This is a genomic window from Streptomyces sp. NPDC008125 (assembly GCF_042957125.1).
Lineage (GTDB): Bacteria > Actinomycetota > Actinomycetes > Streptomycetales > Streptomycetaceae > Streptomyces.
The window spans coordinates 361,867-380,841 of sequence record NZ_JBIBHR010000003.1 but is presented as its reverse complement, the minus strand read 5'-3'; the positions used below and the strand labels follow the sequence as shown (position 1 = coordinate 380,841).

The following is an 18,975-nucleotide window of genomic DNA, read 5'->3' as shown; positions in this document are numbered from 1 at the left end:
CACCACGCAGAGGACCTGCGCGCCGCACACCACGCAGAGGACCTGCGCGCCGCACGCCACGCGGAGGACCTGCGCGACACGGCCGACGCGCGGCAGGAGCTCCCCCATACCGCGCCCGGTTGTTCCCGGTCTCCTACCGCGCGCGGTTGTTCCCAGTCCCCTACCGCGCCCGGTTGTTCCCGGTCCCCTACCGCGCCCGGTTGTTCCCGGTCCCCGTGCCTTTCAGCGCGTCCAGCGCGTAGACGCACCGGTCCTTGCTGCACGCGTAGACGACTCCGGCGCGGGCGACCGGGGAACCGGTGATCTCGCCGCCGGTGGCGAGCTTCCAGCGCAGGGTGCCGCCCGCCGCGTCCAGGGTGTAGAGGACGTGGTCGGCGGAGCCGAAGTGCACGCGCCCGTCCGCGACGACGGGGCTGCCGACCACGTCGCCGCCGGCCGCGAACCGCCACTTCGGGGTGCCGGTGACCGCGTCGAGGGTGTAGAGCGCGCTGCCGCTGCCGACGTGCACGTTCCCGCCGGTGACCAGCACGGGTTCGACGGAGTGGCGGGCCTCCGTGGCGATGCGCCAGCGGTCCTTGCCGTTCGCGGCGTCGAGCGCGTAGACCGTGCCGAGGTAGTCCGCGAGGTAGACGCCGCCCCCGGTCACCGCCGGGCCGGGCGCGAACGCGGGCGGCGAGAGGAAGACGGCGGGCGCCTCGAAGTGCCAGCGCACATGGCCCGAGACGCTCTCCACGGCCAGCACCCGGGTGCCCGCCGCGACGTAGACGTTGCCGTCCGGCGCCGGGGTCACCCGGACCGGGACGCCGCCGCAGGAGGCCGCGTCGCCGACGGGGTACGACCAGCGCTCGGAGCCGGTACGGGCGTCGAGCGCGCGCAGCCGGGCGTCCTGCCAGACGTACGCGGTCCCGTCGTGGAGCGCCGGACCGGCCTCCGCCGTCTCGAAGTCGGTCTGGGCCCCGGCGGTCTCCCACAGCTGTTCGCCACCGCCCGCGTCCCACGCCTGGACGCCGCCGCCCCGGGTGCCGGTCAGGAGGGTGCCCCGGTCGGCCTTGAGGGAGTAGACCCAGGCGTCGGTCCGCCGCCGCCACCGTTCGGTGCCGCTCACGGCGTCCAGCGCGTAGAGGGAGGGGCCGTCGGAGGCGTGGATCGTCCCGCCGTCGACGGCCATCGCCCAGGCCACGTCCCGGGTCTTGAACTGGCGCCGGCCGTTGCCGATGTCGAGCGCGTGGATCTCGAAGGACGTGACGTAGAGCAGGCCGCCCGCGACGACCGGAGTGCCCCAGACGTCGTTCGACATGCGGAAACGCCAGGGGCGCCAGCGGTCCGGTGCGGCGGGCGCCGCCTCGGGGGCGGTGGCCGGCGCGGGTACGGGCGCGGTGACCGGGGCCGGGAGCGCACCGGCGAGCCCGGCGGGCGGGCGGACCCACCCGGTGGCGGCGGCCGGGTGCGCGGCGGCGGCGCCCCGGATCTCGGCGGCGCGCGGTCCGGGCCCGATCGCGGCCTTCGCGCCGATCAGGTGGACGGGCCCGCCGTCCGTGGAGGGCGCCGCCGCCTGGGGGCCTGCCGAGGGGCCGGGGCCCACGGGCAGGGCGGGCCGGGCGGGCGGCGGGGGCACCGGGGCGGTCTCGGGCAGCCGGTTGGTGTCCCAGTCGCCGACCGGCGGTCGCGGGGGCGGCGGCGGGGCCACCACCTGCGCGGGGGCGGGTGCCATGGTGCGTCCGCCGCCGCGCCGCCGCTCGATCATCGCGGTGGCCCGGCCGGGCAGCCAGGCCGACGCGGTGCCGCTGTCGTCGCTGCCCGAGGCGAACAGGTGGGGGGCGAGCTGCGCCTGGAGGTCGGCGGGGCTGGGGCGGCGGGTCGGGTCCATCTGCATGCAGGACTCGATCAGCGGGCGGAGCTCGTCCGGCAGCCCTTCGGTGTCGGGGCCCTCGCGCAGGAGCATGAACACGGTCTCGACCGGGTTGGCGCCGTGGAAGGGCGCGTGGCCGGTGGCCGCGAAGACGAGGGTCGAACCGAGCGAGAAGATGTCGCTCGCGCCGGTGACGCTGCGCGAGTCGCGGGCCTGCTCGGGCGACATGTAGGCGGGGGTGCCCACGGCGACGTTGGTCATGGTCAGCCGGGTGTTGGACACCCCGGAGGCGATGCCGAAGTCGATGACCCGGGGGCCGTCCTCCACGACGAGCACGTTGGACGGCTTCAGGTCGCGGTGGACGAGCCCGGCACCGTGGATGGACTGGAGGGCCTCGGCGATGCCGGCGGCCAGCCAGCGGACGGCCTGGGTGGGCATGGGCCCGCACTCGTTCACTATCTCTTCGAGCGAGGGGGCCGGTACGTACGCGGTGGCCAGCCACGGCACGGCGGCGCGCGGGTCGGCGTCCACCACGGCGGCGGTGTAGAACCCGCTCACCGCGCGGGCGGCCTCCACCTCGCGGGTGAACCGGACGCGGAAGAGCTGGTCCTCGGCGAGCTCGGTGCGGACGGTCTTGATCGCCACCCGTCTGCCCGACGCCGAGCGTGCGAGATAGACGAGCCCCATGCCGCCGGCCCCGAGCCGTCCCAGCACCTCGAACGGGCCGATCCGTCTCGGGTCGTGCTGCGTCAGCTGTTCCACTTGCCTGCCACCTCCCCGTACGAGCCCTGGTCCCACGACCCCGGCCCGCGAATTCCCGCCCCGTGCGGCGTCTCACCACCGGGCACCACCTGGCGGTGCGCACCCCGATTCTTCCTGGCGCGGCCCCCAGTTGCGAACCCGGGGGCGGATCGGGGTGTCATCAGCACGTGTCGGTGGCAGGAGGGCGGGGCGCGCCGCTGTGGGAGCGGGCCCGCACAACCGCCGTACGGGCGAAGGACCGGAGTGCGCGGCGCGCGAGCGGGGACGAAGTACGCCGGAGCGGAACGGCGTTGTACGGTCCGGCGCATTCCGGACACACGGGTCCGGCGCCTCCGGGCGGGACACGAGCGGGGGCGTGCACAGCACCGCTGTGCACGCCCCCTGTCCGCGCGGAACGCGGGCCGGCCCTCCGGTGATGTCCCGTCAGTACCGGCCGCTGAGCTGCGGCACGGCGTCCGGAGCCGGGTCCTGCCCGGCGGCCGGGTCGCGGCGGGCCAGCTTCTCGCCCTCGATGTCGACCTCGGGCAGGATGCGGTCGACCCAACGCGGCAGCGTCCAGGCGTGCTTGCCGAGGAGGGTGAGGACGGCCGGCACGATCGTCATGCGGACGACGAAGGCGTCCAGGGCGACGGCGACCGCGAGGGCGAAGCCCAGGGCCTTGATGATGGCCTCGTGCGAGCCGATGAAGCCGGCGAACACCGAGATCATGATGAGGGCCGCGGCCGTAACGACCTTCGCGCTGTGGTGGAAGCCGGTCTCGATCGCCGTACGGGGGTCGGCGCCGTGGACGTACGCCTCGCGCATCCGGGTCACCAGGAACACCTGGTAGTCCATGGCGAGTCCGAAGACGATGCCGACCAGCAGGATCGGCATCAGGCTCATGATCGGTCCGGTCTGCTCCAGGCCGACGAGGTCCTTCAGCCAGCCCCACTGGAAGACCGCGACGAGCGAGCCGAGCGAGGCCAGCACGGAGAGCAGGAAGCCGAGCGCCGCCTTGACCGGCACCAGGATCGAGCGGAACACCAGGATGAGGACGAGGAAGGCGAGCCCGACGACGAGGACGAGGTAGGGCGCGATGGCCGCGCTGAACTTGTCCGAGACGTCGATGTTGAGCGCGGTGGTGCCGGTGACCATGGCGCGGGCGCCGTTCTCGGCGTGGGACTTCCCGGCCAGCGAGCGGATGCTCGCGACCAGGTCCTTGGTGGCGTCGGTGGTCGGTCCGCTGCCGGGGACGACGGTGATGATCGCGGTGTCGCCGGCCTTGTTGAAGGCGGCGGGCGACACGCCCTTCACGTCGGGCAGCGCGGCGATGTCCTTGCCGAGGGAGGCGGCGGTGCCGGCCGCGGTGGCCGGGGTGCGGTCGTCGACGGTGACGATCAGGGGCCCGTTGAAGCCGGGGCCGAACGACTCGGACAGCAGGTCGTACGCCTTGCGCTGGGTGGACGAGGGGGCCTTGGAACCGTCGTCCGGCAGCCCGAGCTTGAGGTCGGTGGCGGGCAGCGCGAGGGTGCCGAGGGCGACGACGGCGAGGACCAGGACCGCGGCGGGCCGGCGCATCACCAGGGCTATCCAGCGACGGCCGACCGTGACCTTGGCGGCCGGGGCGGCAGCCGGTACGGCGGCGGCGCGCTTGCGCGCCCTGCCGAGGACCCGCTCGCTGCCGAAGCTCAGCAGGGCGGGGACCAGGGTGATCGCGACCAGCACGGCGATGACGACGGCACCGGCGGCGGCGAGGCCCATGGCGGTGAGCAGCGGCAGGTTGACGACGGCGAGGCCGGCGAGGGCGATGATCACGGTCACGCCCGCGAAGACGACGGCGGAACCCGCCGTTCCGTTGGCGCGGGCGGCGGCCTCCCGTGCGTCGTAGCCGTCGGCGCGTTCGGCGCGGTAGCGGGACACGATGAAGAGCGCGTAGTCGATGCCGACGGCGATGCCGAGCATCGAGGCCAGCGAGGAGGTGCTGCTGTCGAGTTGGAAGGTGGCGCTGACCGCGGTGATCACCGAGGTGCTCACGCCCACCCCCACCAGGGCGGTGAGCAGCGGGAAGCCCGCGGCGACCAGCGACCCGAAGGTGATGACGAGGACCAGGGCGGCGAGCAGGAACCCGATCGCCTCCGCGGTCATCGACTGCTCGGGTTCGGCGAGGGCGTCGCCTGAGGCCTCCACCGTCAGGCCCTTGTCACGGCCGGCGTCCAGCGCCTCGTCGATGCCGGTGTGGTCGGCGTCGGTCAGGTCGGCGGCCCCGACGGTGTAGGTGACCTGCGCGTACGCGGTGAAACCGTCGGCGCTGACCGTCTTGGCGGCGAAGGGGTCGCTGACCTGCGCGATGCGGGAGGAGGAGCCCTTCAGTTCCGTCAGGACCTTCTCCATGGCGGCCCGGTTGCCGGCGGCGTCGATCCGCTGCCCCTCCGGTGCGCGCACCACGACCCGGGCGCTCGCGCCCTCGGCGTTGGCGGCGGGGAACTTCTCGTCCAGGAGGTCGAAGGCGCGCTGCGACTCCGTCCCGGGCAGCGACAGGCCGGCGGACGCCGTGTTCGTGGTGCCGGCGGCGACGGCACCGACGGCACCGAGGACGACGGCCCACAGGAGGACGACCAGCCAGCGCCGCCGGAAGGCGAAGCGGCCGATCCTGTGCAGGAAGGTAGCCATGAGAGTGGAGGACTCCGTAAGTGGTGCGTGCGTGCGCGTGGTGCGGGCGCACGGAGAAGAGCCAGGGACTGGACGGTCTGAACGGTCCGGAGGTTCAGAACGGCCTGGAAGTCAGGACGGCCTCGACGTTGAGGAGCCTTGATGCGGGGAAACCGTGACGCCGGGGATCCGTGGTTCCCGTGCCGCGCGGGGACTCCGGGAACCACGGCGGTACCGGCCCCCGTCCCCACGGGCGGCGGCACCCCGGTACCGTCACCGCGTGCGACGGTACGACCGCCGTCGGCCGTACTCGGGGGAGGGCACGGCCGCCGGTGATCACCATGGTGTCGCGTGCGGGCGTCCGGGCGTGTCGGCCGCAGGTACCGTTCGGTGTCCGGTCTGTCGGTCATTCGGCCGACACCGCCCGCCGGACGGCTCCTTACGCTGGTGCGCGTGGACTGGCATCTTCCGTTTACTCCGGCCGTCAATCGGCTCATCGTCGTGTTCGGCCTGCTCGCCTTCGCACTGACCTGGGTGGCGGACCTCGCGCTGCTGAGCTTCGCGCCGGACGCGTTCTCCCTCGCGACCAACTGGCTGTCCGTCCTGGTCAGCGGACCGCTCACGATGCTGGCCGTAGCCGAGCCCCGGCGCACCCGGTTCCCCTTCGCCGCGAGCCGCCTCGCGCCACCGCTGCTGCCCCGCGTCTGGTGCGTCGTCGCAATGTCGCTGACGCTGACGGGCCTCTGTCTGGCCGCGCCGCCGAAGGAGTCGTCCATCGGCATGCTGGAGTGCGCCGGCCTGCTCGCGCTGGTGATCCGCACCCTCGCGCAGACTCCGAGCGCACGGAAGGCGGCCACCTCGGCGGCGGCCCTCAGCCTCGCGGTGCTGGCGCTGCCGGTACGGATGAGACTGTGGTCGGTGATCGTCCCAGGGGGTTACGTCCTGACGGTGGCGCTCGCCATCACCATCACCCTCGGCTGCGCCATCCGCGCCCTGGAGGCCCGGCGCCGCCGCAACATCGCCGACGTCCGGCAGGCCGAACGGCTGGCGCTCGCCCGCGACCTGCACGACCTGATCGCCCACCACATGACCGGCATCATCGTCCAGGCGCACGCGGCGACGGCCATCCACGCCACCGCCCCGGAGAAGGTCGAGCCGATCCTGCGGAACATAGCCCAGGCCGGTACCGAGACCCTGGAATCGATGCGCCGGCTGGTACGGGTGCTGCGCGAGGACAGCCACGTACCGCAGCGGCCGGGCGATCTGCTGAGCGAGCTCTCGGAGCTGACGGCCGCCCACTCCGCGCCCGCCACGGCCGGTGCGCCGGCCGCCGCCGCCCGGCTGGAGGCGACCGCCGCGGCGCGTACCGCGCATCTCACGCCGGAGGTGGAGATCTCCGCGTACCGGGTCGCGCAGGAGGCCCTCACCAACGTCCGCCGCCACGCCCCCGGAGCCCAGGCCGCCGTACGCCTCGACGCGGACGCGGCGTGGCTCTGGGTCACGGTCACCAACGGCGCCTCCCCCAAGGGCTTCCCGTCCGGGAACAACAACGGCTTCGGCGGGCACGGCGGCTTCGGCCTCATCGGGCTGCGCGAACGCGTGGAGGCCCTGGACGGAACCCTGCGGACCGGCCCGCTGCGCGACGGCGGGTGGGAGGTACGGGCGGGCTTCCCGCTCCAGCCGCCGGCCCCCGCGCCCACGGCCACCACCGTGTGCGGCGGCTCTCCGTGGGCCGTGTGAAGGCTGTCCGGCGATTGCGTGCCGCTCAACCGCGCGGCCGGACCACGCCCCGCTCCCAGGCCCACGCGGCGACCTCGACCCGGTTGCGGGCGTCCAGCTTGGCCTGGATGCGGCCCAGGTAGGTCTTGACCGTCGACAGCGACAGGAACAGCTCGTCGCAGATCTCCTGGTTGGTACGGCCCACCGCGACCAGCCGCACGATGTCCCGCTCCCGGGTGCTGAGCAGCCCGTGCGGCTCCGGGCCCGGCGCGGACGCCGAGGGCGTCGCGGGCTCCGCGCCCTGTTCGGCGCGCTCCAGGCGCCGCAGCAGCCGCACCGTCACCGCCGGGGACACCAGCGCGTCGCCGCGGGCCGCCGCGTGGACGGCCTCCACCAGCAGGGCAGGGGTGGCGTCCTTCAGGAGGAACCCGCAGGCCCCGTTGCGCAGGGCGCCGCGGACGTAGTCGTCCTGGTCGAAGGTGGTGATCACCACGACGTTCATCGGGTCGGCCACTCCGGGGCCGGCCAGCAGCCGGGTCACCTCGAGGCCGTCCAGCCGCGGCATCCGGATGTCGGCCAGCACCACCCTCGGCCGCAGCCGGCGGGCCAGCTCCACGCACTCGACGCCGTCGGCCGCCTCGCCGACCACCTCGATGCCCGGCTGCGCCTCCAGGATCAGGCGGAACCCCGCCCGGACCAGTTCCTGGTCGTCGGCTATCACCACGTCGATCTTCGTACCGGACACGGGCCCGTCCTATCACGGAGCGCTACGGGACCACCGGGGCGGGCGGCGGTGCGGCGTCAGACGCGGGCGTCGAGGCGGTGCTGCAGGGAACCGTCCGGCCCGAAGACGTCCATCTGGTAGCCCTTCTCCGGCGAGAGCCCCTCGTGCTCCGCCAGATAGCGGGTGACCGACTCCCTGAGTTCCTGGAACGGCCGGTCGTCCTCGTCCGGGTCGTGCGTCCACACGGTCAGCAGCGGTACCCCGTCTCCGTCGGAGCCGCGCCCGATGCCGTACACGTCCGCCGCCCCTCCGGCCCGGCGGTACCGCTCCGCCAGCCGCGCGGCGGCGTCGGGCGCGACGGTGGTGGTCGCGACGGGTCCCGGTGTCCCGGCACTGTCCTCCCGTGCCGCCCCGGAGTCGGCGGTGCAGCCGGTCAGCAGCGCGGCGCATCCGACACAGACGAGTACGGCCCGGCGGGCGAGGTTTCCCATCGCACCAGTGTGGGCGGATTCCCTTACGGCATACGTGAGTTGCGGCCACCATGACGCGAAACCGCCGGATCACCGGGCGCGTACGGCCGGCACCTCGCCCGGGCCGCCGCCCGTCCCCCCAGGGCTGCGGGACAGCCCTCAGGGCAGCATCGGGTCCGCCGGCTGGAGCACGGCGAACGCGGCGCTCTGGTCGTCCTGGAACGCCGCCATCCGCCCGTACGGGATGTCGAACGGTACGGCGGTGACGCGGCCGCCCAGCTCTGCCACCCGTTCGGCGGTGCGGTCGCAGTCGGCGACGGCGAAGTACGTCAGGAAGTGGCTGGGCATCATCTCGGGGAAGGCGTCCGTGATGACGCTCCGGCCGCCGATCGCGGTGTCGGGTCCGGGGGTGGCGCCGGGCGGGGACCACATGCGGAAGTCGATGCCGCTCCCGGCCGTCCCGGCGTCCCCGCCGGCGGAGGCGTCCAGGTCGGTGCTCCGGAAGCCGAAGACGTTGGCGTAGAAGGGGTCCACCCGGTCGGGGCGCCGGGTGTAGAGCTCGGTCCAGCAGTACGAACCGGGTTCGTTCTGCTTCTGGAAGCCCGGCCGCTCATCCGCCTGCCACAGCCAGAAGGCGGCGCCGTCCGGGTCGACGGCCTGCGCCAGAATCCCGGCGTGGCCCGCGCGGACGGGGTCGGTGATGATCTGGCCTCCCTCCGCGCGGATCGCGTGGACGGTCGCCCGGATGTCGTCGGTGGCGAAGTGGACGCCCCAGGTGGTGGGCATCCGGCCGTCCGTCTTGGCGGCGAGTGCGGCGACGAGCCGGCCTTCGCTGTAGGCGTCGGCGAAGGGCATCCCGTCCCCGGCGCGGAAGGTCCAGCCGAAGAGCCCGCCGTAGAAGCGCTTGCCCGCTTCGAGGTCGGAGAGGTGCACCTCCACCCAGCAGGGCACGGAGTGCGCGAATGCCGCCATGGGCCGGGTCCTTCCCTCGCCGGGAGCGCGCGGCCCCGCCGCGCGGCCGGGCGCGTCACGTGTGCGTGACACCTGCACCCCGCCAACGTAACGGCGCCCGCGCTCCCCCGCCCGCCGGTGAGCCCGCCGGTGAGCGGCGGTCACGGCTCACGGCAGGGCGGGTACGACGCCGATGGCCGCGCGGATCTGCGAAAAGGCGGGTTCATCGGGTTCGGGTTCATCGGGTATGGACGTCATTTCCGTTCCCGCCGGGAATGGTCCTGCGGACGGACTCGCCCCGCATCGGGCGAAAGTTGTCCACCGAAGTTGTCCACAGGCTGTTGATAACACTTAACGATCCGACCAAGCGCCCTGGGGACCTCGGGCGGACACCCGCGCCGCAGGGGCCTCAGAAGTATCCGTCCAACGTTCCGGAGCGCGCCTAAAAGATGGCCGAAATACCACCCGTCGCCCTCTGCGCGCTGGGTAATTCCCCATTTGCACTCGGCCGAATCGCGCTCCGTTCACCCGTCGGTAAGCTGACGGCATGACAGGACAAGTACGCACCGTCGACGGCCGCGTGGCCGGTCGACGCGGCCAGGCGACGCGGCAGAAGCTGCTCGACTGCCTCAGCGAGATGCTCGGCTCCTCGCCGTACCGGGACGTCAAAGTCATCGACGTCGCACGGAAGGCGGGGACTTCACCCGCGACTTTCTACCAGTACTTCCCGGACGTGGAAGGCGCCGTCCTCGAAGTCGCCGACGAACTGGCCAAGGAGGGCACCGGGCTGAATGAACTGGCCTCCGGACGCTCGTGGGTCGGTAAGGCAGGCTGGCAGGCGGCCGAGGAACTCGTCGACGGATTCCTCGACTTCTGGCGACGCAACGACGCGATTCTTCGCGTGATCGACCTCGGTTCGGCCGAGGGCGACAAGCGGTTCAACAAGATCCGCGTGAAGATCCTCGGTTCGTTCACCAACTCCCTGACGGACGCGGTGAAGGATCTTCAGGGCAAGGGCAAGGTCGACAAGGACGTCAACCCCGCCGCGGTGGCGGGATCGCTCGTCGCCATGCTGGCCGCCGTCGCCTCGCACCAGAAGGCCCTGACCACGGGCACGGGCGTGAAGGCCGGCGAACTCCGCCCGAACCTTGCCCTGTTGGTGCACCTCGGCGTCACCGGCAAGAAGCCGACGAAGTAGGCGCCCGCGACGGAGATCCACCCCCCTTCACCGGGCGGCGAACGGCCGACCCCGGACGTCCGGCATCCTGTCTCACCGACGGCGGGCCACACGCGCGATGTGGCCCGCCGTCGGTGTACCCGGGACATGCCGCGCCCGGCGTCCCGCGCCCCCTCCTCCGCCACGGCCTGCTGCAATGGCGCCATGAGCGACGACGACGCGTCCCGCACCGACGCACACACGGCCTTCCTCCGCCTGCTGCACGCCCAGCGCGTGTGGGACACCGAGCTGCCCGGATTCGATCCGGCGACCGCACCCGACGCCCCCGTCCCCCTCTTCCACGCCTGGTTCGCCGAGGCCGTGGCCGCCGGGCAGCCCGAGCCGCACACCATGGCGCTGGCCACCGTGGACGCGTACGGCCACCCGGACGTGCGGACGCTGATGCTGCACGACGCGGACGAGCGCGGCTGGCGCTTCGCGACGCACGCCACCAGCGCCAAGGGCCACCAGCTCGCCGCCCACCCGCACGCGGCGCTCACCTTCTACTGGCCGGTGCTGGGCCGGACGGTACGGGTGCGGGGGCCGGTCGCCCTCGGGTCGCCCGAGGAGAGCCGGGCCGATCTGCACGCCCGCTCCACCGGCGCGCTCGCGTCCGGCCTGGTCGGCCGGCAGAGCGAGGTCCTGGACGACCTGGCGGAGCTGGCCCGCGCCTCCGACGCCGCGTGGCGGCGGGCGCGGGACGAACCCGAGGCGGAGGTGGCGAGCTGGCAGCGGTACGTCGTCCAGGCGCACGAGGTCGAGTTCTTCCAGGGCGACGCCCGCCGCCGCCACGTACGGCTCCGCTACCGCCGCCGGGGGGCGGGGTGGGTGCGGGAGCTGCTCTGGCCGTGACGGCCCCGGAGACGGAGGGCGGCCCCGGCAGCCGCCCCCTACGGGCCGAGCCCCCGGGTATGGCGCACGGCCTCCCGCACCAGAGCGCAGAGACGGGCGGTTCCTTCGGCCTGGGGGATGTCGGCCTGCCAGGCGTCGACGGAGAACCACTCGCCGTCGGTGAGCGGCGGAAGGCTGCCTCCCGGGGCGAGGTTCTCGGGGGGACTGGCCACCCGGACCAGAACGATGCCCGTGCCGTACGCGACCGCCGCGGCCACACCTCCGGCCGAGAGGACGGGCACACCGTAGGCGGACCCCACCGGATGGCCCGACGCGAGGACGATGAAGCGTTCCTGCAGATCAGGGTGGGTGTGCAGCTGCCACCCGTCGAGGTCCATGTCGTGCGGGCCGCCGGGCCGAGCGGCCCGTGCGCGGAGGTGGTCGAGCAGCGCGAGGTTCTCGGGGCGGTCCGGGTCCGGAGGTACGGGTGTCCTGCGTCCTCTCCGCGTCATACGGGCGACGGTAGCGGCGCTGCGCCACCCGTGACAGGGGAAGCGCGGGTCGAGTGCCTCGCCCGGTCCGCGCGACGCCGGAACCCTGCGTTCCGGGCCTTCGGGCCGCCGCAGCACACCGGACCAGAGGTGCAGCTCCGCTTTGTCGGCGGTTCATCCAGGGTTTGCCCCTTGCTCGTCCGGCAAAAGCAGGCTCATCCCCATGAACACCATGAACCGCGCCAAGGTCTCCGCGGCCGTCGCCGCCGCCGCCCTGCTCGTCGGGGCCGGCGCCTCGGCCGCTTCGGCCGCCCCCCACCACGCTTCCGCCCACCGGGGCAAGCCGTCCGCCTCGCACGAGCGCGAGCAGCACCAGCAGCGGATACCGTTCACCGCCGCGAACGTCACGGCGAACGACGACGGTTCGTACACCCTGTCCTGGACCGCCCCCGGGGTCCGCGACGTGGTCGTCAAGGCGAACGGCAAGGTCGTCGCCAAGGGCGGCAGCCACGCCACGGTCACCGTCGAGCACCTGCCGGCCGCCGACCGCCAGTGGTTCGACTTCGTCCCGTCGAAGGGCGGTTCGCTCCACCTCGCGGACCGGGAGATCACACTCCAGGGCGCGGTCAACTTCCGTGACGCGGGCGGCTACCGCACCAGCACGGGGCAGTGGGTCAAGATGGGCGAGGTCTACCGCTCCGGGGCCCTGAACACCCTCACCACCGCCGATGTCGCCAAGCTGAACCGGCTCGGCATCAAGGTCGACTTCGACCTGCGCACCGCCGGTGAGCGCACCTCCGCCCCGGACACCGTGCCGGCCGGCGCGACGTACGTGGTCGCCGACGTCATCGGTGGCGACATCACCTCGGCGATCGACCTGTCCTCGGCCGAGAAGTCCGCCCAGTACATGGTCGACGGCGAGAAGTCGATGGTCAGCTCGGCCACCGGCAAGGCCGCCTACCAGCTGGTCTTCGCCGGTCTCGCCGACGACGACCAGCACGCGGTGCTCTTCCACTGCTCGGCCGGCAAGGACCGCACGGGCTGGGCGAACGCCGCCCTGCTGACCGCGCTCGGCGTCCCGAAGGCCACGGTGATGCAGGACTACCTGGCCAGCAACACCTACCGCGCCGAGGCGAACGCCGCCGCGCTGGCCGCGATGCCCGCCGACATGGCCGCCGCGTACAAGCCGATGCTGGACGTCCGCGCCGAGTACCTGAACTCCGGCTTCGACGAGGTCAAGGCCACGTTCGGCTCGTTCGAGAACTACGAGAAGAAGGGCCTCGGCCTCTCCTCGAAGGAGATCAAGGAGCTGAAGTCCTCGCTGCTCGTCGGCTGACGGCGCCGCGCACCCGGGCATCGCCCCGGAACGCGGCGGGCGGACGCGTCGTCGTCCGCCCGCCGCGCAGGCGTCTCAGCAGTAACTCCAGGTCCCACTGACGTAGTTCAGGTTGTCCGAGGACATGTAGCCGATGTTGGACGTGGAGTCGCCCTTGACCCTGCCGAGGAACCACAGCACGCCCGAGTCGGGGTTGATGGCACCGCACCACACGTAGAAGGTGGAGCCGCTGCTCACGGAGCGGACATTGGCGCACACCGCGCCGACGCCCACCTTCAGGTTGTACGTGCCCTTCATGGTGGTTTCGAGACTGGAGTTGTTCGTCACGTTCGTTCCCCAACAGGTCGCGGCCTCCGCCGCCTGTGCCGAGCTCGCCGCGGCGAACCCGGACACGCCCGTCAGGAGCGCGGTGGCCACGAGCACCGCCCCGGCCTTGCGCTTGATCTGCCGCATTCCCATGGTGACTCCTTCATTCCTGGATCCAGGACCGTCTCTCGCCGCCGGAACGGAGGGACCGGCCGCGGCCTTCGCCCGTACACCCGGACGGAGCCCGCGCCGGGCCACCCCGGTGGGCGTGTCATGTACGCCCCTCGGCGTGCGGGAACGACTCTTCACGAGGCGATGACAGAAGTCTTTGGTGGTCCGCGCAGTGGTCTTGGCGCCGGACGCACTACGCGCCGTGGCGGGCGGCCCGCTGCCGGTAGTCCCGTGGCGGCATCCCGTGGGCGGCGCGGAACGCCCGGCTGAACTCCGCCGGGTGCTGGAAGCCCCACCTGGTCGCGATGGTGCGGAGGGATTGGTGTCGCAGCAGGGGATCGAGCAGGTCCCGTCGGCATCGTTCGAGCCTGCGTCGGCGAATCCAGGCGGAGACCGTGCTGACGCCGCGCTGTTGGAAGAGGAGATGCAGGTACCGCACGGAGATGTGGTGTGCGGCGGCGATGAGGGCCGGCGACAGCTGCGGGTCGCTCAAGTTGCGCTCGATGAACGAGTGGATGCCGGCCAGCAGCGCCCCTTGACGGTGCTCGGCGGGGACGGCATCGACCACGTCCAGGTGCTGCCCGAGAAACGCGGTGACCAGATCGAGGGTGACCGCGTCCAGTCGTACGGCGTCGCCCGGCCCGAGAGCGGCTCCCTCGGCGGTCAGACGGGTGAGGAAATGCGACAAGAGCGCGCCCGTGCCCCCGTCACCGGGGAGCGGGGTCGCCAGCAGGCGATCGACCTTGGCAGGAGGAAGGGGGAATCCGGCTCGCGGCCAGCTCACGATGATGCCCTCGACGGCCGCTCCGGCCGCCGCGTGGACCTGGGCGTCGGACGGACGGGAGCTGTCGTACAGCAGGAGATCTCCGGCCCTCACAGCCGTGTCACGCCCTCCGTGACAGATGCTCTGGCCCCCCTTGAGAGCAAGGCACAAGTGGTACACCTCCGGGTCCGACCGGCGGATCAGCGCCGGTGTGCGGCGCGCCCGCAACGACGGGTAGGACAGCGCCGCCACCTGCGTGGCCCCGAGTGAGAGCAACCGGAGGCAGGCCCGGAAGTCGTCGGCCCGCTCGGGGACGATCACGGTGGGTGACAGCGCCTGCGAAGTCAGGTCCCGCCACCATTCCAGGCGTTCACCCACCGGTAAGTCATCACTGCGGAAAACGGTCTCGATCATCCAGCCCCCTCCAGATTGACCATGTACCGTCACGCTAGCAACGCACGGCCGTGTCCTCGCGCCATTAATCCGCCGGGCGTTCCGCAGCGCGCCCGAGCGCGGCGCCCGTCGACCGGGCGCTCTGTGCGGACCCGCGGCAGGACGGCTTCCTCCGGCGTCACGCCCGCCTCACGACGCCTCGACCAGGTCCACGACGAAGACGAGCGTCGAGCCCGGCGGGATCAGCGACGAGGGCGACTGCTTGCCGTAGGCGAGGCCCGGCGGGACGACGAGCTCGCGCCGGCCGCCGACCCTCATCCCCACGATCCCCCGGTCCCAGCCCTTGATGGCCCGGCCGCCGCCGATGGCGAACTTGAACGGCTCGTCCCGTTCCCAGGAGGAGTCGAACTCCTTGCCCGTCGCGAAGGTGACTCCGACGTAGTGGACCCGGACCACCTGGCCGCGCTTCGCCTCCTTCCCGTCGCCGACGACCAGGTCCCTGATCCGCAGTTCGGCGGGCGGATCGCCCACGGGGCGCTCGATCTCGGGCTTCGACATGGCGGCCTCTTTCCTGTTCGGTCCGCGTGCTCCGGGAGCCCGCGTACGGACAGCCCTCGAGTGATCACGCTATCCGGCGGGCCCCCTCCCGGGACGTGTCCCCTTTTCGCCGGGGAGGAGCACCATGGAGTCAGAGAAGGCATGTGCGGCATGGGAGGCACCGATGGCCAGAGCCCGTTCCCGTTACGCCCCCGACCGGGGGCTGACCACGCGCATGGTGTCGACCATGTTCTTCATCGGCCTGCTGTACGTGGTCCTGGTCGGGGTGCTGCTGGCCGTACTGCCCGGCTCCTGGGCGGTGATCCTGATCATCACCGGCGGCCTGTTCGTCGTGCAGTTCTGGTTCAGCGACAGGATCGCCGCGTTCGGGATGGGGGCCCGCGAGGTCACCCCCGAGGAGGCGCCCGAGCTGCATGGCGCGATCGACCGGATCTGCGCGCTGGCGGACATGAAGAAACCCCGCGTCGCCCTCGCGCGGAGTGACGTGCCGAACGCGTTCGCCACCGGCCGCAACGAGAAGTCGGCCCTGGTCTGCGCGACCACCGGGCTGCTGCGAAGACTGGAGCCCGAGGAGCTGGAGGGCGTCCTCGCGCACGAGATGTCGCACGTCGCCCACCGCGACGTGGCGGTGATGACCATCGCGTCGTTCCTGGGCGTGCTGGCGGGGATCATCACCCGGGTGGCCCTGTGGGGCGGCTTCGCCCGGAACAGCCGCGGCAACGACCCGGCGGGCATCATCGTCATGCTGATCCCGCTGATCAGCGCGGTCGTCTACGCGCTCAGTTTCCTGCTGACCCGGCTGCTCTCCCGCTACCGCGAGCTCTCCGCCGACCGCACCGCCGCCCTGCTCACCGGCCGCCCCTCGGCGCTCGCCTCCGCGCTGACGAAGGTGAGCGGGCAGATGGCGCGCATACCCACGGAGGACCTGCGGAAGGCTGAGCCGTACAACGCCTTCTACTTCGTCCCCGCCTTCTCCTCGAAGGAGAGCTTCAGCCGGCTGATCTCCTCGCACCCGACGCTGGAGCAGCGCCTCGACCAGCTGGCCCGCATCTCCGCCGACCTGTCCCGCCCCTGAAACGCCCTGCCCCGCACGTCCTGGAGGAACCTCCGTGGGTCTGTTCGACGCGATCCTCGGCCGGAGCAAGCCGGTCCGCCCGGATCTGGACCAGCTCTTCGCCGTACCGTCCGCCGCCCTGACCCTCCAGGCCGCCACCGGCTTCACACCGTCCGGCCTGGGCTCGGTCTGCTTCGCGGGGGTGGAGGGCGCCAACTTCGCACGCCTCCAGCAGGACGTACGAGAGCTGCTGGACGCGGACACGGCCCGGGGCGGGGTGCCGGTGGAGTTCAGCCAGGACGCGTACGGCTACACCTGGCTGCTCGCCCAGCAGCCGCCGGAGGACCCCGCCGCCCTGGTCAACGACCTGCACGCGGTGAACACCCTGCTCCAGGACGGCGGCTTCGGCCCGCACCTGCTCTGCTCGCTGATCGGCTTCCGAGACCCGGAGGGCCGCTCGCTGGCGCTGGTGTACCTCTACAAGCGCGGCACCTTCTACCCGTTCGCCCCGGCTCCCGGCGGCGCGGAGAAGCGGGACAACGGCCTGGAGCTCCAGGTCCGCGCCGCCCTCGGGGACGACCTCCGGGTGGAGAAGGAGCTGGCCCGGTGGTTCCCGGTGTGGGGCGCGCCGGGCCTGTGAACCCTACGCGGGTGGGTACGGGAGCGAGCGGTACGGATCAGGCGCCGACGGTCCCCGCGAGGAACGCGGTCCAGGCGTCGGGGGCCACGGCGAAGGTCGGGCCGTCGGTCACCTTGGAGTCCCGGACGTGGACGGCCCGGGGACAGGCGGCCACCTCGACGCACTCGCCGCCTTCATTGCCGCTGTAGCTGGACTTGCGCCAGTCGTACGCGACCTCGATGCAGGCATCCCCTTCGTTGCCGCTGTAGCTGGACTTGAACCACGCCAGTCCGGAACCGGTGCTCACAACTGCCCCGCCTTCTTCTCGATGAGCTCGGCGGACTCCCAGGGGTTGAGCGCCTGGGCCCGCAGCATGCCGAAGAGGTCGAACAGGTCGCTTACCTGCTCGGGTTTGGAGATCAACCTATCCCCGCCCTGCGCCTCCACATACACCAGACTGCGGCCCTCCGCCGTGTTCATCAACTGCATCGGCCCCATCAGTCCTGCGTGGGTGTGCTGGTCGGAGGGAACGACCTGCACGGTCAGATGGTTCAACCGCTCGATGCAGTCGAGAAGATGGAGCAGCTGCTCCTTCAGCACCGCCGGTCCGCCGAGGGCCTTCTCCAGGATCGACTCCTCGATGACGAAGCCGACGCGGGGAGAGTTGTCCCTGGCCAGCACCACCTGTCGTTCGAGTCGCGCCCCGACGTGCCGAACGATCTCGTCCTCGGTGTACGCGGGTGTGCGGGACCGGTAGACGGCGTACGCGTACGCCTCCGTCTGCAGGAGCCCCGGAATCAGCATCGTCTCGTAACCGCTGATCACACGCGCATCTCTCTGCAACCTCGCCCAGTTCAAGAAGCGGGGCGAGTACTTCTCCTCGTCCACCAGCTCGACGCACGCCTTCAGCGCCCCGCCCGCGTCGAACACCCGGTCGGAGTCGTGCAGGAACTCCAACGACGGGATGCGTTCGGCGCGTTCGTAGGCTCCCATCAGCGATTCGGAGATCAGCAGGCGGTCCGCCGACTCCTTCTGCGTGAGTCCGGCGCGCGTCCGATGGATCCGGATCAGGTCGCCCACGAGCCGTCGTACTCCCGAGGGCTCACCACTCGTTCCCACAGCCACCGCCTTCCTCACCACATCACGCGATGTGGACCGTGTCGTACTGGTCACGCTAGGCAACCGGCGGGATTCTCGTAGCCATGACGAGCAAGAATCTCCCCGAATGGGTCCCCGTGGCCGGACATCAACTCCGCCTGTCCGGAATTCACTTCGACGCCATTCGGTTGAAGGGCGTACGAGGCGAGGCGGTCGTCCACCACCTGATCACGCTCACTGCGGGTGAGCCCGGTCCGGTGGTGCGGGAGGTCGCCGGGGCGCGGTGGACGTACTTCCTGATCCCTCCCGGGTCGAGCAAGGAGTTCGACTGGCCGCCGGGAGCCACCTGTTACGGGCCGGCCGCCCGGGACCACTGGGTCGGCATCCCGGGCGTCGAGGGGAACACGTACCCGTTGAGCTGGCGGTGCGGTGCGCCGGAGGAGGACGAGTACGTGGATCCGGAGCTGCTGCACGGCCTGGTGCGGGCGCAGTTGGCGTGGGAGGAGTCGGAGGAGGCGCCGGAGTGAGCGCCGGGGGACGCCGGACGCCGCACCGCCCCTGGCGCCGGCTCCGACCTCGGCGGTTGGCCTCACTCCCCGTTACGCTGACTCGAACATATCGAACGGGGCACTTCGTGATCGCTTTCTGTCAGTTCCTCTTCCTCATATCCCTGGTCGTCCTCCTCGTCTCCGGCGTCCGCCATCTGCGGCAGAGGCCGTTGCGGGCGCGCGGCGAGCAGGTGATGGCGGAGGAACGGCGCAGGACGGTGCCGAACGACGGGCGGGTCTCCATCCAGTACGCGTACCTGGACCGGAGCGGCAACGAGTACACCAAGTGGCGGCACGGGGTGTCCGTCGAGCCGGCCGGTCCGCTGGTGGGAGTGGTGTACGACACGCAGAAGCCGGCGCGTGCCGAGTTCACCGCCCTGCTCCCGGAGAGCCCCCGGCCGAAGCGCGTCTTCCTGCTCTGCGTGCTGGTACTGGCCGTGGTCTGCTTCGTGCCGGGGTGGATCGTACCGAGGCTCTGAGCCGCCCCG

At 72.1% G+C, this 18,975-nt stretch carries 19 protein-coding genes; 8 read left to right on the top strand and 11 right to left on the bottom strand.

All coding sequences use genetic code 11. The annotated features are described in order from the left end of the window. Positions 1-187: 187 nt before the first annotated feature. Positions 188-2,611: a PQQ-binding-like beta-propeller repeat protein gene (locus ACFZAX_RS06980; RefSeq protein ID WP_390959846.1), complete on the bottom strand. Its 2,424-nt coding sequence runs from the start codon at positions 2,609-2,611 to the stop codon at positions 188-190. 423 nt (positions 2,612-3,034) lie between these two features. Beyond that, positions 3,035-5,260, bottom strand: a complete 2,226-nt coding sequence (locus ACFZAX_RS06975; RefSeq protein ID WP_390959844.1) for an MMPL family transporter — start codon at positions 5,258-5,260, stop codon at positions 3,035-3,037. Between the two features lie 432 nt (positions 5,261-5,692). Between ACFZAX_RS06975 and ACFZAX_RS06970 the strand changes: the two genes are divergently transcribed. Next, entirely contained in the window at positions 5,693-6,979 is a 1,287-nt protein-coding gene (locus ACFZAX_RS06970) for a histidine kinase (RefSeq protein ID WP_390959842.1), read from the top strand. Positions 6,980-7,004: 25 nt separating this feature from the next. On the opposite strand, the gene ACFZAX_RS06965 is transcribed toward ACFZAX_RS06970, so the two are convergent. The 3 genes from ACFZAX_RS06965 to ACFZAX_RS06955 all read right to left on the bottom strand — a co-directional run bounded on the left by ACFZAX_RS06965 (position 7,005) and on the right by ACFZAX_RS06955 (position 9,124). Further along, positions 7,005-7,703, bottom strand: a complete 699-nt coding sequence (locus tag ACFZAX_RS06965) for a response regulator (protein ID WP_390959840.1) — start codon at positions 7,701-7,703, stop codon at positions 7,005-7,007. 56 nt (positions 7,704-7,759) lie between these two features. Then, positions 7,760-8,173 (bottom strand): hypothetical protein, encoded by a 414-nt coding sequence (locus tag ACFZAX_RS06960; protein WP_390959838.1) that lies wholly within the window; start codon positions 8,171-8,173, stop codon positions 7,760-7,762. A gap of 138 nt (positions 8,174-8,311) precedes the next feature. Continuing rightward, positions 8,312-9,124 carry a VOC family protein gene (locus ACFZAX_RS06955; protein WP_390959837.1) on the bottom strand — a complete coding sequence of 271 codons (813 nt, stop codon included), beginning with the start codon at positions 9,122-9,124 and terminating at the stop codon, positions 8,312-8,314. 526 nt (positions 9,125-9,650) lie between these two features. Here ACFZAX_RS06955 and ACFZAX_RS06950 point away from each other — a divergent pair. After that, on the top strand, positions 9,651-10,301 hold the full coding sequence (locus ACFZAX_RS06950) for a TetR family transcriptional regulator (RefSeq protein ID WP_390959835.1): 651 nt from the start codon (positions 9,651-9,653) through the stop codon (positions 10,299-10,301). A 183-nt stretch (positions 10,302-10,484) separates the two neighbouring features. Further along, positions 10,485-11,171 (top strand): pyridoxal 5'-phosphate synthase, encoded by a 687-nt coding sequence (locus ACFZAX_RS06945; protein ID WP_390959833.1) that lies wholly within the window; start codon positions 10,485-10,487, stop codon positions 11,169-11,171. Positions 11,172-11,209: 38 nt separating this feature from the next. On the opposite strand, the gene ACFZAX_RS06940 is transcribed toward ACFZAX_RS06945, so the two are convergent. After that, positions 11,210-11,662, bottom strand: coding sequence for a hypothetical protein (locus ACFZAX_RS06940; RefSeq protein ID WP_390959831.1), 453 nt, complete (start codon positions 11,660-11,662; stop codon positions 11,210-11,212). A gap of 202 nt (positions 11,663-11,864) precedes the next feature. Between ACFZAX_RS06940 and ACFZAX_RS06935 the strand changes: the two genes are divergently transcribed. Then, positions 11,865-12,977: a tyrosine-protein phosphatase gene (locus ACFZAX_RS06935; RefSeq protein WP_390959829.1), complete on the top strand. Its 1,113-nt coding sequence runs from the start codon at positions 11,865-11,867 to the stop codon at positions 12,975-12,977. A 75-nt stretch (positions 12,978-13,052) separates the two neighbouring features. On the opposite strand, the gene ACFZAX_RS06930 is transcribed toward ACFZAX_RS06935, so the two are convergent. The 3 genes from ACFZAX_RS06930 to ACFZAX_RS06920 form a co-directional block, all read right to left on the bottom strand. Then, positions 13,053-13,436: a hypothetical protein gene (locus ACFZAX_RS06930; protein WP_390959827.1), complete on the bottom strand. Its 384-nt coding sequence runs from the start codon at positions 13,434-13,436 to the stop codon at positions 13,053-13,055. Between the two features lie 211 nt (positions 13,437-13,647). Further along, positions 13,648-14,631, bottom strand: a complete 984-nt coding sequence (locus tag ACFZAX_RS06925; RefSeq protein WP_390959825.1) for a helix-turn-helix domain-containing protein — start codon at positions 14,629-14,631, stop codon at positions 13,648-13,650. 168 nt (positions 14,632-14,799) lie between these two features. After that, complete coding sequence (locus ACFZAX_RS06920; protein ID WP_390959823.1) at positions 14,800-15,168, bottom strand: FKBP-type peptidyl-prolyl cis-trans isomerase; 369 nt, start codon at positions 15,166-15,168, stop codon at positions 14,800-14,802. 163 nt (positions 15,169-15,331) lie between these two features. Between ACFZAX_RS06920 and htpX the strand changes: the two genes are divergently transcribed. Together htpX and ACFZAX_RS06910 are read left to right on the top strand one after the other, a co-directional pair. Continuing rightward, positions 15,332-16,243 carry a zinc metalloprotease HtpX gene (gene htpX, locus ACFZAX_RS06915; protein WP_390959821.1) on the top strand — a complete coding sequence of 304 codons (912 nt, stop codon included), beginning with the start codon at positions 15,332-15,334 and terminating at the stop codon, positions 16,241-16,243. Positions 16,244-16,277: 34 nt separating this feature from the next. Next, positions 16,278-16,862, top strand: a complete 585-nt coding sequence (locus tag ACFZAX_RS06910; protein WP_390959819.1) for a hypothetical protein — start codon at positions 16,278-16,280, stop codon at positions 16,860-16,862. Between the two features lie 37 nt (positions 16,863-16,899). On the opposite strand, the gene ACFZAX_RS06905 is transcribed toward ACFZAX_RS06910, so the two are convergent. Together ACFZAX_RS06905 and ACFZAX_RS06900 are read right to left on the bottom strand one after the other, a co-directional pair. After that, positions 16,900-17,148, bottom strand: a complete 249-nt coding sequence (locus ACFZAX_RS06905) for a DUF397 domain-containing protein (protein ID WP_390959817.1) — start codon at positions 17,146-17,148, stop codon at positions 16,900-16,902. Then, positions 17,145-17,921, bottom strand: a complete 777-nt coding sequence (locus ACFZAX_RS06900) for a Scr1 family TA system antitoxin-like transcriptional regulator (protein WP_390959815.1) — start codon at positions 17,919-17,921, stop codon at positions 17,145-17,147. Before ACFZAX_RS06900 ends, ACFZAX_RS06905 begins: the two co-directional genes overlap by 4 nt. A 122-nt stretch (positions 17,922-18,043) precedes the next feature. Between ACFZAX_RS06900 and ACFZAX_RS06895 the strand changes: the two genes are divergently transcribed. Together ACFZAX_RS06895 and ACFZAX_RS06890 are read left to right on the top strand one after the other, a co-directional pair. Further along, positions 18,044-18,466, top strand: coding sequence for a hypothetical protein (locus ACFZAX_RS06895; protein WP_390959814.1), 423 nt, complete (start codon positions 18,044-18,046; stop codon positions 18,464-18,466). A 107-nt stretch (positions 18,467-18,573) separates the two neighbouring features. Then, on the top strand, positions 18,574-18,966 hold the full coding sequence (locus tag ACFZAX_RS06890) for a DUF3592 domain-containing protein (RefSeq protein WP_390959812.1): 393 nt from the start codon (positions 18,574-18,576) through the stop codon (positions 18,964-18,966). The last annotated feature ends 9 nt before the right edge of the window (positions 18,967-18,975 follow it).

Bases quoted from the DNA above. Each gene is read 5' to 3' on its own strand.
- ACFZAX_RS06955 (WP_390959837.1), bottom strand. From the start codon at position 9,124: ATGGCGGCATTCGCGCACTCCGTGCCCTGCTGGGTGGAGGTGCACCTC.
- ACFZAX_RS06950 (WP_390959835.1), top strand. From the start codon at position 9,651: ATGACAGGACAAGTACGCACCGTCGACGGCCGCGTGGCCGGTCGACGC.
- ACFZAX_RS06925 (WP_390959825.1), bottom strand. From the start codon at position 14,631: ATGATCGAGACCGTTTTCCGCAGTGATGACTTACCGGTGGGTGAACGC.
- ACFZAX_RS06930 (WP_390959827.1), bottom strand. From the start codon at position 13,436: ATGGGAATGCGGCAGATCAAGCGCAAGGCCGGGGCGGTGCTCGTGGCC.
- ACFZAX_RS06895 (WP_390959814.1), top strand. From the start codon at position 18,044: ATGACGAGCAAGAATCTCCCCGAATGGGTCCCCGTGGCCGGACATCAA.
- ACFZAX_RS06975 (WP_390959844.1), bottom strand. From the start codon at position 5,260: ATGGCTACCTTCCTGCACAGGATCGGCCGCTTCGCCTTCCGGCGGCGC.
- ACFZAX_RS06935 (WP_390959829.1), top strand. From the start codon at position 11,865: ATGAACACCATGAACCGCGCCAAGGTCTCCGCGGCCGTCGCCGCCGCC.
- ACFZAX_RS06945 (WP_390959833.1), top strand. From the start codon at position 10,485: ATGAGCGACGACGACGCGTCCCGCACCGACGCACACACGGCCTTCCTC.
- ACFZAX_RS06940 (WP_390959831.1), bottom strand. From the start codon at position 11,662: ATGACGCGGAGAGGACGCAGGACACCCGTACCTCCGGACCCGGACCGC.
- ACFZAX_RS06960 (WP_390959838.1), bottom strand. From the start codon at position 8,173: ATGGGAAACCTCGCCCGCCGGGCCGTACTCGTCTGTGTCGGATGCGCC.
- ACFZAX_RS06920 (WP_390959823.1), bottom strand. From the start codon at position 15,168: ATGTCGAAGCCCGAGATCGAGCGCCCCGTGGGCGATCCGCCCGCCGAA.
- htpX (WP_390959821.1), top strand. From the start codon at position 15,332: ATGGCCAGAGCCCGTTCCCGTTACGCCCCCGACCGGGGGCTGACCACG.